The organism is Janibacter sp. CoH_79_TC_3 (assembly GCF_058197955.1).
Window position 1 is genome coordinate 191,560 of record NZ_JBXWIV010000005.1, and the last position, 16,288, is coordinate 207,847.

Here is a 16,288-nt window from a genome sequence, read left to right on the forward strand (position 1 = left end):
TGGCTTTCAAAAGCTCAAGTATTTTTAGTCTTGATGCGGCAAGTTACGATGACTTATCTGTTCATAGGATAAGATTGCGCGCCGCTGAAAGCACAACGGCGCGCATTTATTAGTGATTTAGATGTTGATATGAGCTCATTAAGGAAATTGTTGATTAATAGCCACATTGACCTGATTTTGGTCAGCGCTAATCACAACAGGATTGCCCGATAAATCGCCTGACTCCGCTGCAGCAGTACCACTATGACTGATACGGGCAATGACAGCGAGCTGAACTTTCTCAGCACGAGCCGAGGCAAGCGTACGTTCAGGCATCATAGCATCTAAGTCGCTTAGGCTAATGTTAGCTTCACCTTGCTTAATCACGCTGATTGGTAGACGCTTAGCGGCAAATGGTGGGCCACCTTTCACATCACGAATGGCGACAAACAACACATCATCCGCTTTGACCAATGGCAATAGACTGGCGTTAATAGAGACAGTCACCTCAATGCCTTCAGAAGCTTGCTGCTGCTGAGCCGTGACACTTGCACTCAACTCATCAAGACTTGTCAGCGCTTGGCTATGGTCACCCGGTTTAGCCGCAATACTAGCGCGTAAGCGCTTAATCCAGCCTTGTGCTTGCTCAAAGTTATTACCACGTGCCTCACCCATTGCCATCAGCATTTGAGCGCCTTCATGTTGCGGATTTTTCGCCAGTACGTCCTGCAAGACGCGGCGACTATTGGCATCGAGCTGACCTTTATTGGCAAAAAAGCTGATTTGCGCGTAGGTGGTGGCAATCTCTTCGTTGTCTGGTGACAAACGATAAGCCCGTGATAAGGCTTCAAGTGCTGAGTCGGTTGCTTCTAATGATAAGAATAGTTCAGACAGACGCATCCAGCGATCAGGGTCATCAGCATGACGATAAACGTTGGTCTGCATAGCACTAATCAGTTGCGTGCCGTCTTCAATCGCCCAAGCAGGCGGCTGATCAATTTTACCAGTTAACAAGTCATCTGCGACTTGTGCGACTTTATCTTCAGCCGCCCACAGATTAAATACTGGCGTTCGGTCGCTGATTAAAAAGTACGCTAGCCCCGCTAATACTGGTACCCATACCATGATAATCAGACGGCTTTTGATACCGGGTGCAACCATTGGTGTCACAGTACGCTGCGCATCCAATAGCTGGCGCTCAAGCTCGAGCTTTTGATTTTGGTAATGCACTTCATCGATAGTGCCACTGTCTTTATCAGTCTGCAGCTCTGCTAGTCGTTCACGGAATACCGCGATATTGATGTCTAGCAGCTGATTGTCAACCGGCTTATCTCGTAAGCGTGACGCCCGTAGCCATGGCATGATAATAATCACCGCCAGTAACAGCGCAATAAATAAGCTTAGGGCAATAAATAAGCCAAAAGTAGAAAATAGGGTCATTTTTTGTCCTCTGTACTGGTGATGTCATGTTCGCTATTAGCATTGCTAGTACTATTGTTATTGCTACGCGACAACAAACGATCGAGTTCCGCTTTTTCTGATGCCGATAACGCCGCAGCGCCATCTACAGTGACGCCACTTTGACCACGGGCAACGCGCTGGCTGCGTTTACTTTGCCAAAACCAGCCAATCACCAATACAATCAATAATAATGGCGGAAAAAACCATAGTATCCAAGTCGAAGGACGTACTGGCGGTTTATACGTAATAAAGTCGCCATAACGCTCTTGCATATAAGCACGGATTTCACTATCACTACGACCTTCTTTAATCATGTCATAGGTTTTTTGCTTTAAATCTTGCGCAATGGGCGCATCAGAACCCGCTAGGTTTTGGTTTTGGCATTTTGGGCAGCGCAGCTCTTCGATAAGGCCGCGATACTGCGCTTCTTGCTGTACTGAGTCAAAATCATAAACTTCAATCGCTGCCTGCGCACTAAAACTAATAGCCAAACTAATGCAAAAACTCAGCAAACACGCAAGCACTAAGCCTGCAAGCTTTATTGCGATGCTTTTTACCTGTATAACTTTTAAGTAGAAGGCATTCATTTACAAACCTCCTGAACTTGCTTGGGGTCTGGACTGACATTTTTCTTGTCAGCTTCATTAAGCACCATCAAACAAGGTGTGATACGGCTTTGCCAATTGCTCTCGTTAATCTCACCAACAATATGCTGACGAATAATACCCTCACCATCAACCACAAAGGTTTCAGGCGCCCCCGTCAGGCCCAAATCTAGAGCAAACTGACCGGATAAATCCTGAATAGACATCGAAAATGGATCACCGCCGCGGTTTAAATACCCTAGAGCATCACCGATATCATCTTTATAGTTCACCCCAACCAAATTGACACCGCGCTCCTCTAATTGCATTAAAAAAGGATGCTCGATGATACAAGTTGGGCACCAAGAACCCCAAATATTCATCAAAAACGGCTGATCAGGGAGATTGTCATTGGTCATAATACGACTGGTATCTGACAATAACGGTAGCTCAAACGTCGGTACTGGACGCTCAAGCGCGGTGTTGGTAACGATTTCCGTTGGCTGACCCAAACGCAGGTAGAGCATGACCATAAAACCAGCAAAAACAATCAGCGGAATCAAAAACCATATTCTAATTTGGCTTTTTTTCATGGTTTTAGGAGCTTTGTTCTTAGCAGCACCTTTGTTTTCAGGCGCTTTTTGGGAAGAATTATCTGATTGACTCATTTTATTTCTCCCCTATTTCAGCTTCAGTGATAAAACCTGCTTTATTTGCCGCCATTTGAGCAGACGTTTTGGTTTTTTTAATACGATAACGGCTATCAAGCATACTTAATAAACCACCTAATGCCATGATAATCGCGCCAAGCCATATCCAGCGAATCAGTGGCTTAACATAAATACGTACCGCCCACTTATTACTGTCTTCAGCGATAGGCTCGCCGAGCGCCACATAGACATCACGCATAAGGCTGGCATCAATCGCCGCTTCAGTCATTGGCATCATACTAATCACATAAGTACGTTTTTCAGGATACAAGGTCGTCACTTTGCGACCGTTTTTAGTCACCTCGACCTGTGCTTGCACACCATCAAAGTTACTGCCTCTGACCTCATGGAAATCTTTAACTTCAAAGTCGTAGCCTTGCACATGTACGGTATCATTTTCGCCCAGTGCCACATCACGCTCAATACTCAAAGTACTGGTAAAGGCAACACCGATGACGGCTATTATGACCCCAATATGCGCGGTCTGCTGACCCCAATAGCTCAAACGTAACTGACCTAGACCCTTAAAGAAACTTGGTGCATTTTTGGTTTTGTCTTTGAAATCAACAACCATCCAAAACAACACCCAAAAACTCACCGCTAGCGTCACACCAATATTAAGCATGTCGGATGGGCTGACAAAATAAGCAATAATCGCCGCCAATACCAGACTGCTGACCGCAATGACCATACCAACGCCCAATAATGGACGACTGTCTTTCTTCCAGCGGATATTAGAACCCATACCCATCGCGATCAACAGCAACCAAGTTAATGGCACAAATAGCGCATTAAAATATGGAGGGCCTACAGAAACTTGACCCAAATTAAAGGCGTCAGCGATGATAGGATAAAGCGTACCGAGCAGTACCACTAAGGTTGAAATTAGGATAATAACGTTATTAATCACTAAAAATGATTCACGCGATATCAGCTGATACTGACTTTCAACCGTCAAACGCCAACCACGGATGGCAAACATCAGCAGTCCACCACCAACGATAATGCCCAAAATCACTAAGATGACTAGACCGCGCGTTGGGTCGGCAGCAAACGAATGCACCGAAGTAATAACGCCAGAACGTACAAGGAAAGTACCCAATAGACTTAAGGCAAAAGCAAAGATGGCAAGCATAATGGTCCACGCTTTAAACACCCCGCGCTTTTCAGTCACTGCCAACGAATGCAGCAAGGCTAAACCGGCAAGCCAAGGCATTAACGAAGCGTTTTCTACCGGATCCCAGAACCACCAACCGCCCCAGCCAAGCTCGTAATACGCCCACCACGAACCCAAAGCGATACCAAGGGTTAAAAACCCCCATGCTGCCAGCGCCCATGGACGCGACCAACGGGTCCAGACCGCATCCAAGCGCCCTTCCCATAATGCTGCCATACAAAAGGCAAATGGCACGACCATGCCCACATAGCCCATATACAGCATCGGCGGATGGATAATCAAACCGAAATCTTGTAATACAGGGTTTAAATCCGCGCCATCGACCGGCAAGTTTGGTAAAGTGCGGTCAAACGGTGACGAGGTAAAGATTAACATCGCCAGCATCATCATTTGTACGCCAGCCAGTATCACCAGTACGCGTGCACGCATCGACAATGGCAAGCCACGGCTAAAGTACGACACCAAGGCACACCAAGTGGCCATGATGGTCATCCAAAGCAGTAGCGAGCCTTCATGCCCGCCCCACGTCGCGGACAATTTATAATACCAAGGCAGCAAGGTATTAGAATGCTGAGTGACATAGACCAAGCTAAAGTCATTAAAATAAAAGCCTGCCATCAAAGCGCCAAACGAGATAGCCATGGCCGCAAACTGCGCCCACGCTAAACTTGGTGCGAGACGCTGCCACGCAACTTGGTCACGCATAACGCCGATCGTTGGTAATACCACCTGCAAAATCGCCAATACAAAGGCGGCCAGCAAGGCAAAATAACCCAATTCTGTGATTAACATACGGTCTAACCTTGTTTACCTTGGATACTGTCTAGGTTTGCTCGAGCGCTGTTATTTTATGAATAATAAAAGCTACCGAACTGTAGTAGAGGATCCTTAATGCGGTCATAGTTTACGGTTGCAAATTCAGGCTTTATGGCTATAGCAGCCGCTAAAACCCGCTACTATTATCATGATTTTTATTAATAGTTCTTATTAACGGTTTTTATTAATGATGTTCATTAATAGTGTTAATAAATGTCGTTTATAGCTGTGATTTATTACTATCATTTTTTTACCTCTCAATTAGAAAAGGTATTTCAATTCTTATCTTTTACTTACATTTATTACTTGTTTAACGTCTAAAGTACAAAGGCTTAAAGGTGCTTTATAAAGCGCGCCCACCTTACTGCATTGCGGGGAAAAACACCAAAACCAGATGTAACCAACCTGCCAAAAAGCCAGTCAAACCGCCAAGGATAATCAGCGTCATCTCATCTTCACGGAAAGCCGGACGCAATAGGTTTTGAAATTCATCGGGTGATAGCGCGCGAATACGGTCGCGAAACAATCCAAATATTTTACTGGCTCGGCTTTCATTGAGCTCAGGGTCGCGCAGTGGCACCATGGTCGCGACGATGGATTTGTCGATAATGGTGTTTTTCAATTGCCCAAATTCGCGGCGACCCAGCCCCACTCTTAACGTCGTACTAATGACTGGCGATTCTAACACTTTATACAGGTGTGATTTCATCAGCTCACGCGTTTCCGCAGCGCGGTCACCATACATCATCTCATTCATGATGTTCTCTAAGGTCACCAAATCTTTGACCACAATTTCAGCAAAAACTTCAGAGACTTCTTCTTGGCGCTTCATAAAGCCGCCTTGGAAACGGTAACGCGCAATATGTGGCAGCTGCGGCTTAATAAATGGGAAGCGGCTTTGCAGCGCAAAAAACTTCACATAGGGAACAAAATGTGGCTCGACAGGGTTAAAGACCATCCAAATCGCAATCCAGTTGGTGAGGAAACCCCAAATAGCGGCAAAAAATGGTACCGTCCAATGCTGCGGTACCACTAAAAATATAAACATTTGGATAATACCGAATATCAAGCCAATCAAAGCACTGATATGCCAAATGAAATCAATCTCTTTTTGCCCAACTTTTAGAAACATATTGACCATCAAACGACGATCGCTTTCCATCTTATTGACAATCATCTTACGCATATCGACCAAATCTTCGACATGATAGGTCAAATCCGTCACCAAGGATTGCATAATATTTGGCAATTCTTGGTGCGCTTGGGCATAGACGCGACGCTTTAATGAATAAGGAAGATTGCCCCACAGCGCTGGCGAGTGGTCAAGCATAATCTCATCAATCAAGGTTTCAAGGTTTTCATCGACCGCATTGGTGATAAATACCGCCATCTGATCCGGTTCCATGGCTTTAAAGAACTCATCAAGCGAGCCGAGCTTTGAGAGCGTCTGGTCAACGATCACGCCAGATATCTTGCCCGCTTTGCGCGGCACAATCCCTTGCCAGCCTAAACCCGGTAAGCCAAAGAATGGAAAGTTTGGAATCCGAATACCACAAAACTTAACCGGATAAAACAGCATTTTGAGTGCCATCCACACGTGTATCCATGTGACAAATGCGGTCACTGGTGGGATGGTCAGCATGGCGAAAAACTCGGGATGCTCCGCTATCGTCTGCCACAATGAATTTGCATCCATGACTCTAATTATCCTTGAGGTGATGATTGTCGTTGTTAAGCAAATATCCTTAGTCGATTAAGAACGCTCAGTAAAAACGCTCTATCCTCAATAACCACTGAATTAAATAACGCTGTAACTGGCTAAAATAAATCGCCTGATTTTAGCATACTTGCCATTCATTAGCACATAGCCAGCCTAGGCAAGTTGTGACTAGCGATGGCACGTTTTAGCTAATGCCTTTAATCCTAAAACGTTTACTATCAACTAGTGGGATTAAGCTTTAGAATATTGCTATTGATTGTGCCTAGTGTAATGAAATGAAAACCACAAGAACAACAGCAAAAATCTCGATAAAAACTAAGGCAGCAGCAAGGCTATGGGGGTATAAATATAGATAATACTCACAATGATGATTGGACAGAACAAATAACTGCCTACTGCATCAGCGCATTTGTTCTGTTATAATTTATGGTTGCCTGAGGCAAATTATCAGTCGCCGACTGCAAGTAAATTAATTGACCCTATGTTGATAATTAATTGATTCTATATTGATAAGTATCACGCTATATTATTGAAATACTTTGGCTTATCCTTTATGCTCACCTCCCTTTGAATGAGCGCATCGCGCTATCTATCTTTCACAGACTCTTACTGATTTATTGACCATCGATTTATCAACGACCGCCTCACTGACCGTCCGGGTACTGACTTTATATGAAAAAACCGCTCGCTCCCGATACCGAACAGGTTAATCGTATTTTTACCAGCCGTATTATTATCCTTGGACTGTTGATGTTTTTGGGTTTGATCGCTTTGATCGCGCGTTATGGTTATCTGCAAGTGTATGCCCACGATAAATACACCACCCAAGCCGATAACAATCGTATTAAGCTGATTTCTGCGCCACCCAGTCGCGGTTATATTTACGACCGTAATGGCGTTATCCTCGCTGACAATCAGCCGGTATTTACCGCTATGCTCAGTCCCGATGAAGTCGAAGACCCAGAACGTACGCTAAATCTGCTTGCGCCTATTTTTGATCTTAGCGAAACTGATATCACTGATATTTTGGCACGCTTAAGTAAAACCAAAAACGACCCGGTGACCATCAAGATTGATTTGACTGAGGCGCAATTGGCGCAGTTTAGTGAACGTCAGCCTTTTTTTCGTGGCGTCAGTATTCAGAGCAAACTTACGCGCTCTTACCCTTATGACGAGCTGTTTGCGCACGTGATTGGTTATGTTGGCCGTATTAACGACAAAGAGTCCAAGCAAATTAATAAAGATCGCTATGCGGGTACCGACCTCATCGGTAAGATTGGTATCGAGGATTTTTATGAAGATATTTTGCTCGGACAGCCAGGTTATCAATCGGTAGAAACCGATGCGCACGGCAATATCTTACGTCAACTCGATACCAAAGCGCCCATCGCGGGCAATGACATTACCCTAAGTCTAGATTATGGCTTACAAACCGTTGCTCAGCAGCAGCTTGATGGTCGCCGCGGGGCAATCGTCGCTATTGACCCAAAAAATGGCGATGTATTGGCGTTCGTCAGTAATCCAAGTTATGACCCCAATCCCTTTATATCCGGTATCTCCTTTAGAGATTATGGTGACCTGCGTGAAGACCTCGACCAGCCGCTCTATAATCGCGCGCTACAAGGGACTTATCCGCCCGGCTCAACCATTAAACCTTTTGAAGGTCTAGGCGGTATTCATTACGGTTTACGTGATTGGGAAACAACCATTTACGACCCCGGTTATTTTAGTCTGCCTGGTGATTCGCACCGTTTTCGTGATTGGAAAAAAGGTGGTCATGGCACGGTTGATTTGAAGAAATCTATCGTGATGTCGGTCGATACTTATTATTATAAACTGGCGTATGAGATGGGCATTCAGCGTTTGCACGATTGGATGGTGCGCTTTGGTTTTGGTGAACAAACTGGTATTGACCTGCCCAATGAAAAACCAGGAATTATGCCATCACCAAAATGGAAAAAAGATACCTATGATAAAGGTTGGCTACCCGGTGAAACCATCTCGGTCAGTATCGGACAAGGTTATTTCTTAGCGACACCGCTCCAGATTGCTAATGCTACTGCCATGACCGCTAACAAAGGCTACCATATCACCCCGCATTTATTAAAAAGTAGCGATGGCGCAGCGGCGGTCGATGTGATTACCAAACCTGATGGTAAAATCGAATATAACGGCAAACCTTCTGATTGGGTGCGCATGCATGATGCCATGGAACAAACCGTTAAGGCGGGTACAGGACGCGGTATTTATACGCCGCGCTATCGCATTGCCGGAAAAACAGGTACAGCACAGGTAAAATCAATTGCACAAGGTAAAAGCTATAATAAATCTGCCCTTGATAAGCGCCACTGGGATCATGCTTGGTTCAATGGTTTTGCACCCGTAGAAAACCCCGAGATTGCCCTAGCGGTATTGGTCGAAAATGGCGGCGGCGGTAGTGTTGTTGCGGCGCCTATCGGTCGTGCGTTGTTTGATTATTGGATGTTACAGCGCGAAAAAAATCCTATTTTGCCACCTACTCCAGATCAATTAAAAGCCATCAAACGCCAAAAAGCCTTTGATAAAGCCATGCGTGACGCCGTACGTGATAAAGAACAAGCGCTCGCAGAGCAAAAAGAAGCACAAAGCGCTGAATCTACAACCACTGCTGCTACTTCTGAGTAATGTTAGAGTCAATCAATAAAAAAATTAATGAGATAATGACTAAGAAAACGCTATGAAAAAAACATCCAGTACGCGACAGCCTAAAAAAACGCTTAAAGTAAAAACAAAAAACAGTGCTGCTGGTGATGTGCGTATTATCGGTGGGCAGTTTAAGCGCCGTAGCGTGAGTTTTATCGATGCCGAAGGCTTGCGTCCGACGCCAGATCGTTTGCGTGAGACCTTATTTAATTGGTTAATTGCTGATATTCATGACGCCCAAGTGCTTGACAGCTGCGCCGGTAGCGGCGTTTTAGGCTTTGAAGCGTTATCGCGCGGCGCCGCTCATACAACCTTTATCGAAATAAACCCTGCACAAGTCAATATGCTGCGCCAAAGCGCCGAGCAATTACGACTTGAGGCTAGTAGTTACCACATCATTCAAGGCACAGCTGAACAAGTCCTGACCCAAAACCAAACGATTCAGCGTCATTTTGATATTGTCTTTATCGATCCGCCCTATGCGCAAGATTTGTGGCAGCCTATTTTAACGGCATTGATAAAACAATCCTTAATCAGCGCAGAAACGCTTATTTATTTAGAAGCGGATAAAGATTTAACCCTTCAACTGAATCAATTAGTAGTAAGTCTTAACGAAAGCGTTGAGCCTCAAACAGAGACAACACAAGACATTATAGGTTTTGAATGCTTAAAACAAACTAAAGTTGGACAAGTTGTCGCTGGACTTTATCAGCTTTCACCGTCATAATTGTCAGGTTAACGAAAGCCGTTAACAAATTTTACAAATGTTTAAAACCGCTAAAAAACTGGCCAACGCTGCAGTTTAATGTATATAAGGCGAAAATAAACCCCAATGCAGCTTGCAAGCGTAGGCGCTACTGCTTATAATGTGCAGTCTGTTTTTTGAGAGCCCCGTTCCCAGCTAAACTCTCAACGAATTCTAATTTTAAGGTTTTATCATGAAAACACTTAGTGCAAAACCAGCTGAAGTGACCCATGACTGGTATGTCGTAGATGCTGACGGCAAAACCCTTGGTCGCTTAGCTACTCAAATCGCTAGTCGCTTACGTGGCAAGCATAAGACCAACTATACTCCACACGTAGATACTGGTGATTTCATTGTTGTCATCAATGCAGAAAAAATCGCGGTAACGGGTAAAAAAGCGCAAGATAAAAAATACTATCGTCACAGTGGTTACCCAGGTGGTATTAAAGAAACCAACTTCACTAAGCTGATTGCACATAAGCCTGAAGATGTTCTACACAAAGCGGTTAAGGGTATGCTTCCTAAAGGTCCTCTTGGCTATGCAATGATCAAGAAGCTAAAACTTTATGCGGGTACCGATCATCCACATGAAGCTCAGCAACCTAAAGAACTAGACATCTAAGGATACACTTATGGAACGCAATTACGGAACTGGTCGCCGCAAGACCTCTACTGCTCGTGTCTTTTTAGCGAAAGGTACTGGTAGCATTGTTGTTAACGGTAAACCACTTGATGAGTATTTCAGCCGCGAAACGTCGCGCATGGTTGTTCGTCAGCCTTTAGAACTACTTGACTCACCTACTGCTTATGACCTTTACATCACTGTAAAAGGTGGCGGTATTAGTGGCCAAGCTGGCGCAATCCGTCACGGCATCACGCGTGCATTGATTGAGCTTGACGAAACCAACAAACCTGCACTAAAAGCAGCTGGTTTTGTTACTCGTGACTCACGTCAAGTTGAACGTAAGAAATTGGGTCTACGTAAAGCACGTAAACGTCCACAATTCTCAAAACGTTAATCAAAGCTATCTCTTATATTTTGGCAACTGTTGTCTTTATCTCAGAGCAACAGCTGCCGCATTAAATATAAGAATAGATTTGCAAAACCTTATAAGCTGGTCACAGCTTGTAAGGTTTTTTTATGGCTGTTTTTTAGCGATGATTTTTAACCAGGGTATTTTAGCGATGGGTTTTAGGTGTGCCAGTTTTTGTGCATAAATCACCTTGCAAAGCCACGCTCACTCCCCCATCATAATCATAACTTTTATTACCCTGTCCTCATTATGAAAGCCCCAGAACAATACGACCCTAGTAAGCCATCGAAAACCGATATGCCAGCACCGACGGCAGGCCAGCATAACAATAGACATAGCAAGATCGCTAAATCACCAGCTATCCCTGTCGGCACGCCAACAATTACGCAAACACACAAGCAAACGGCGCAAGCAGATAAAAAGCCCTTTCAGTGGCAGTTTTTGTTGCCTAAATATTGGGGTATCTGGTTATTATTAGCGATTTTTCTACCCATGATATATTTGCCGTTACGTTGGCAGTTTTGGTTGGGTCGTAAGCTGGGTATCTTCATCTATAAAGTAGCAGGTTCACGCCGGCGTGATACGTTGATTAATCTAAAATTGGCTTTCCCAGAGAAACCTGAAGCCGAGCGTGAGCTCATGGCAAAGCAAGTTTTTGTGAATCAAGGTATTGGTGTGTTCGAGACCTTATGCGCTTGGTTTCGTCCCAATGTTTTTACACGTACCGTTTCAATCTCGGGCTTACAACATTTAGTCACGGCAAAAAACGAAGGTCGTCCTGTGATTTTGTTAGGTGCTCACTATACGATGCTTGATTTGGGTGGCTTATTTTGTGCGCAATTTTTTGCCGTAGACTGTATGTATCGCACGCAGAATAACCCCTTACTTGACTGGTTTATTTATAATGGTCGCACCAATATATTCGGCACACAGATCTCTAGCCGAGACATGCGTAGTTTGGTCAATTCTATCAAAGCTGGACATGTTGTCTGGTATTCCCCTGACCAAGATTATGGTCTCAAGCAAGGCGTTATGGCACCATTCTTTGGCGTACCTGCAGCCACCATCACGGCTTCACGGCGCATGGCAAAATTAGGCGACAAGCAGCATCCACCCGCACTCATGGCACTGCATACCTATCGACAAACGCCTGACAACCTGCCGCGCGGCAAACGTCCGCATTACCATTTGACCATTACGCCAGAGTTAGAGAACTATCCAAGTAATGATGAAGTCGCTGATGCTACTCGCGTTAATGAAGTGCTAGAAGGATTGATTCGTATTGATCCGACTCAGTGGATGTGGTTCCATCGCCGCTTTAAAAACGGCCCTGATGGTCGTACTGATATTTACAAGTAGGCGTTTATACTCAAACAAAGCGGTAGAGAAATTTGCTATAATTTGCGCCATTGATTTGAGTCGTTGACTTCAATATCACTCTTTTACTTAAGTGAAAATACTAAAAAAACAGCAATCTAATAAATTAAAAATTAAACCAACTACGGATTTTCCATGAGCAATCAAACTGACGCAGCTGTAGACACCCCTAAGAAAGAAAGCAAACGTATCCTAACCGGCATCAAACCGACAGGCATTCCGCATTTAGGTAATTATGTTGGTGCTATTCGCCCAGCGATTCAGTCTATCCAAGATAGTGATGATGAGGCATTTTTCTTTTTGGCTGATTATCATGGCATTATCGGTTGTTACGACCCTGCTGTCATTCATGAATCGACCAAAATCATTGCGGCAACGTGGATTGCCTGTGGTCTTGATCCTGAACGTGTGACTTTTTATCGTCAGTCCGATGTGCCAGAGATTCTAGAGCTTGCTTGGATTTTAAATTGCTCATGTGCCAAAGGTCTGATGAACCGCGCGCACGCTTATAAGGCGGCGGTTGATATCAATACAGAAAAGGCGGATGTCGATCCAGATCAAGGTATCAACATGGGTCTATTTGGCTATCCTGTGCTTATGGCGGCCGATATCTTGATGTTTAATGCAACTCATGTACCTGTCGGCCGTGACCAAGTACAGCATATTGAGATGGCGCGTGATATCGCTGGTACTTTTAACCATCGCTATAAAACTCTTTTTACCCTGCCGTCAGCGGTTGTTGATGAGGACATCCCGCTACTAACAGGGCTTGATGGTCGTAAAATGAGTAAGAGCTATAGCAATACCATTCCTCTATTTGGTGAGCCTAATCCGCAAGTCAGCCCAGAAAAGCAGATGCATAAAGCCATTATGAAAATTGTCACCAACTCGCAGCTGCCGGCTGAGCCAAAAGACCCTGATGACTCTGCGCTTTTTGAGATTTATAAGGCCTTTGCCACGCCTGCAGAGATTGCTGAGATGCGCGCGCAGTATGCAACAGGTATTGGCTGGGGTGATGCCAAGCAAGCATTGTTTGATAAAATAGATAGCGAGATTGCGCCATTCCGCGCACGTTACGAAGAGCTGATGGCCAATCCAAAAGAGCTAGAAGAAATCTTACAACTGGGCGCAGAAAAAGCCCGTCGTCATAGCCGTAAGCAGCTAGATAAAACGCGCCGTGCTATTGGTATCCGTCCACTTGCTAAACTTAAATAAGCCTTTGACTGCTTTAACTTATCGTAATCAGAGCGGATGCTAAGCGTGCAGACTGAGCTAAAAAATCAACCAGCGGCTTTAGCAAAAGCCGCTTCTCTTGTAAGCGCGCATCAAAACTCTGAGTTTATAGATAGCAAGAGCGAACATGATGGCCAACACGACCATTTAGTTGTTAATGATATGTCACTGCGTATTTATCAGACGCCAGTGCAGCATCTACCAGAAGATTTATATGTTCCGCCGCAAGCTTTTGCCATTTGGTTAGAGCAATTTGCCGGGCCATTAGATTTTTTATTGTATTTGGTCAAAAAAAACAACGTCGATCTGACCCAAATGCCGATACTACCGATTACGGAGCAGTATTTGGCTTATATCAGTGAATTGGATACCGAGCATTTTGAATTGGCTGGTGACTATTTGCTGATGGCGTCAACCTTGATTGCCATTAAAACCGAGCTACTACTACCAAAGCCCGAAACACCGAGCGATGAGCGTGATCCAAAGGCTGAGCTGATTGAGCGCCTTGAAGAATATGCGCAAATCAAAGTTGCCAGTCAGCGCTTGGACAACCTGGTGCGGCTTGAGCGCGATGTGTTTTTAGCAATGGTCAGTATGCCCAGTCAAGACGTCATGAATGCAGAATTACCCAATTACTCGCCAAACCTTTTGATTGATAGCTTATTTAAAATGCAGCTACAGCCCGACTATCAGATGCATAGCATCAAAGTTGATGCCGTACCTCTTGCTGACCGTATCGCCAGTATTAGCAGGCAGCTAAGCACGGCTGGCGCGCACTCGTTTTATGAGCTACTGGATAAAACTCAAGGTAAGATTGGCGTTGTGGTTAGCTTTGTCGCAGTGTTAGAGCTGATGAAACGGCAGTTGGTAGGTGTCATAAATGCTGATTTAAAAGGTCACGATACTGCTGCTGGCGATGAGTTTGTAGAAAACAGCCACATAGGACAATTAACGTTACAGTGGCTGGCTTAATGCTTAATGCTTAATGGCTTTTAAGAGAGAATATGTGTAATGACAGATACGCAGCAGCGAAACTTAGAACAGATAAGCAAACATATCGAAGTGCTACTACATGCCTCAGAAGCACCACTCACAGCCAGTATTTTAAAGAAGCATTTGTCATTAAATACTAAAGAGCTTGCGCAAGCATTAGCGCTATTACAACAACGTTTAGATGCTGGTGTGCTTAGCTTACATGAGACGGTCAGTGGTTATCGGCTACAAATCGCGGATAGCTATAGCCCGTTAATTCAGCGAATCTTTCCACAGCGTCAAGAACGCCTCAGCCAAGCATTGCTTGAAACGTTGAGTGTCATCGCCTATAAGCAACCAGTGACACGCGGTGACATTGAGCACGTGCGCGGTGTGACGCTGTCGAGTAACATATTGCGCCAACTGTTTGATAAAGGCTGGATTGAAGAGAAAGGTTACAAAGAGACCTTGGGGCGCCCTGCACTGCTACATACCACAGCGCAATTTTTAGATGCCTTTGGATTGACCAATCTAGATGAGTTACCTGCATTGCCAGATATGGAAGCCATCAAAGCGCTGTCTTAGCACCAAAGTATCCTATTAGGTATTTCAAAATAAGCCCTGCACATTATTCTTACTAGCATAAAAAAGGACAAACCGAATAGGCTTGTCCTTTTTTGATACTAGCTTTTAAAGCAGTTTTATCAATCAATACAGCTGGATTAACAGTACTGATTTTTGGTTATTGATTAATAATATCAACACCCTTTGGCGGGGTGAATTTAAACTGACTGCTATTGATACTTGGGTTCATTTTAATACCACTAAATTTAATGGTCGTGGTTTGTCCTAGCGTATCATTCAATACCATCATCACAGGCTTACCACCGCTAAAGCTCATCGATAAGCTCTTAAAGCTGGCGCTATCTGATTTTGGATATAGCACGTAGTAGTTTTTATTGTCATAAGGTTGGGTAATTTTAAAGTTTTTATCGATTTTACTTGGATCACCTGACAACAATAGCGCTGGCGTATTACCTACTTGGCTATCAACATTTTGCTTGGTCGCTTGCTCCAAATCTTTATCATAGACCCACATCGAGCTACCATTTGCGACAATCAGCTGCTCTGAAGGCGACTTGGTTTCCCAGCGGAAATTATTTGGACGCTGGACGCTCATTATACCGCTGAAGGTGCCACTGTTAGCGCCTTTAGTGGTTTGGCTAAAATTAGCCGTCATGCTTTTAGTATTGGTCAACAGCTTATTTAAATTTTTGGCTGCTGTTAAATTAGTAGCCGGTGCAGCTTGCGCCGATTGTGTTAATGCTATCATCGGTGCAGCAATACCAAGTGAAGTCATCAGTACGCCCGTTAAAGCACCGCTCATGATTTTCTGTTTTAAGCTCGTTTTGTTTGTTAATAAAGTCATTATAAATCCTCTTTTAAATGCAAAATAGCATAAAAATAAAACGTTTTATTTAAAATTCTTGTTTTTTCAATAAGTGCTTATCTCACTATGCTCAGTTTACAATCAATAAACTGACGTGATTAAACAATGCAGACAGTGTGCCAGTTTTTTTATTACGCGCCTAGTCATGATTTGCAATCATTACTACCGCTGCCATACACGCTTGTAACCATTGGCGTTAGATAGTATTCACTACTACTTACTCTCTACTTTATGTATGAATTAGCGCAATAAAAAAGCCCTTACTACCAAATGAACTGACCCCCATAAGTTGGACACAACTTTTGGGGGTTATTTTATGAAATACGACATAGACTTTAAGATAAGAGT

At 44.1% G+C, this 16,288-nt stretch carries 14 protein-coding genes; 8 read left to right on the forward strand and 6 right to left on the reverse strand.

What is annotated here, in order from left to right:
- Positions 1–138: 138 nt before the first annotated feature.
- The 5 genes from ccmI to AC2FA3_RS07250 all read right to left on the reverse strand — a co-directional run bounded on the left by ccmI (position 139) and on the right by AC2FA3_RS07250 (position 6,423).
- A complete protein-coding gene (ccmI, locus tag AC2FA3_RS07230) occupies positions 139–1,419 on the reverse strand; it encodes a c-type cytochrome biogenesis protein CcmI (RefSeq protein WP_490508999.1) in 1,281 nt (426 codons plus the stop codon).
- On the reverse strand, positions 1,416–2,027 hold the full coding sequence (locus AC2FA3_RS07235) for a cytochrome c-type biogenesis protein (RefSeq protein WP_490509000.1): 612 nt from the start codon (positions 2,025–2,027) through the stop codon (positions 1,416–1,418). Before AC2FA3_RS07235 ends, ccmI begins: the two co-directional genes overlap by 4 nt.
- A complete protein-coding gene (locus AC2FA3_RS07240) occupies positions 2,024–2,692 on the reverse strand; it encodes a DsbE family thiol:disulfide interchange protein (protein WP_490509001.1) in 669 nt (222 codons plus the stop codon). The genes AC2FA3_RS07235 and AC2FA3_RS07240 overlap by 4 nt, the downstream gene beginning before the upstream one ends.
- Position 2,693: 1 nt before the next feature.
- On the reverse strand, positions 2,694–4,703 hold the full coding sequence (locus tag AC2FA3_RS07245) for a heme lyase CcmF/NrfE family subunit (protein WP_490509002.1): 2,010 nt from the start codon (positions 4,701–4,703) through the stop codon (positions 2,694–2,696).
- A gap of 385 nt (positions 4,704–5,088) precedes the next feature.
- On the reverse strand, positions 5,089–6,423 hold the full coding sequence (locus tag AC2FA3_RS07250; protein WP_490509003.1) for a hypothetical protein: 1,335 nt from the start codon (positions 6,421–6,423) through the stop codon (positions 5,089–5,091).
- A gap of 696 nt (positions 6,424–7,119) precedes the next feature.
- Between AC2FA3_RS07250 and mrdA the strand changes: the two genes are divergently transcribed.
- The 8 genes from mrdA (at position 7,120) to scpB (ending at position 15,075) form a co-directional block, all read left to right on the forward strand.
- Positions 7,120–9,111: a penicillin-binding protein 2 gene (gene mrdA, locus AC2FA3_RS07255; protein WP_490509004.1), complete on the forward strand. Its 1,992-nt coding sequence runs from the start codon at positions 7,120–7,122 to the stop codon at positions 9,109–9,111.
- 52 nt (positions 9,112–9,163) lie between these two features.
- Positions 9,164–9,856 (forward strand): 16S rRNA (guanine(966)-N(2))-methyltransferase RsmD, encoded by a 693-nt coding sequence (gene rsmD, locus AC2FA3_RS07260; RefSeq protein WP_490509005.1) that lies wholly within the window; start codon positions 9,164–9,166, stop codon positions 9,854–9,856.
- A gap of 211 nt (positions 9,857–10,067) precedes the next feature.
- A complete protein-coding gene (rplM, locus tag AC2FA3_RS07265) occupies positions 10,068–10,496 on the forward strand; it encodes a 50S ribosomal protein L13 (protein ID WP_201608895.1) in 429 nt (142 codons plus the stop codon).
- Positions 10,497–10,506: 10 nt separating this feature from the next.
- Entirely contained in the window at positions 10,507–10,893 is a 387-nt protein-coding gene (gene rpsI, locus AC2FA3_RS07270) for a 30S ribosomal protein S9 (RefSeq protein WP_149488945.1), read from the forward strand.
- A 264-nt stretch (positions 10,894–11,157) separates the two neighbouring features.
- Entirely contained in the window at positions 11,158–12,267 is a 1,110-nt protein-coding gene (locus tag AC2FA3_RS07275) for an LpxL/LpxP family acyltransferase (protein WP_490509006.1), read from the forward strand.
- A gap of 153 nt (positions 12,268–12,420) precedes the next feature.
- Positions 12,421–13,500, forward strand: a complete 1,080-nt coding sequence (locus AC2FA3_RS07280; RefSeq protein WP_490509007.1) for a tryptophan--tRNA ligase — start codon at positions 12,421–12,423, stop codon at positions 13,498–13,500.
- 45 nt (positions 13,501–13,545) lie between these two features.
- On the forward strand, positions 13,546–14,490 hold the full coding sequence (locus AC2FA3_RS07285; RefSeq protein ID WP_490509008.1) for a segregation and condensation protein A: 945 nt from the start codon (positions 13,546–13,548) through the stop codon (positions 14,488–14,490).
- Positions 14,491–14,529: 39 nt separating this feature from the next.
- Positions 14,530–15,075 (forward strand): SMC-Scp complex subunit ScpB, encoded by a 546-nt coding sequence (scpB, locus tag AC2FA3_RS07290; protein WP_490509009.1) that lies wholly within the window; start codon positions 14,530–14,532, stop codon positions 15,073–15,075.
- A 157-nt stretch (positions 15,076–15,232) separates the two neighbouring features.
- Here the strand turns inward: scpB and lolA are convergent, their stop codons facing one another.
- On the reverse strand, positions 15,233–15,919 hold the full coding sequence (gene lolA / locus AC2FA3_RS07295) for an outer membrane lipoprotein periplasmic chaperone LolA (protein WP_490509010.1): 687 nt from the start codon (positions 15,917–15,919) through the stop codon (positions 15,233–15,235).
- Positions 15,920–16,288 lie beyond the last annotated feature (369 nt).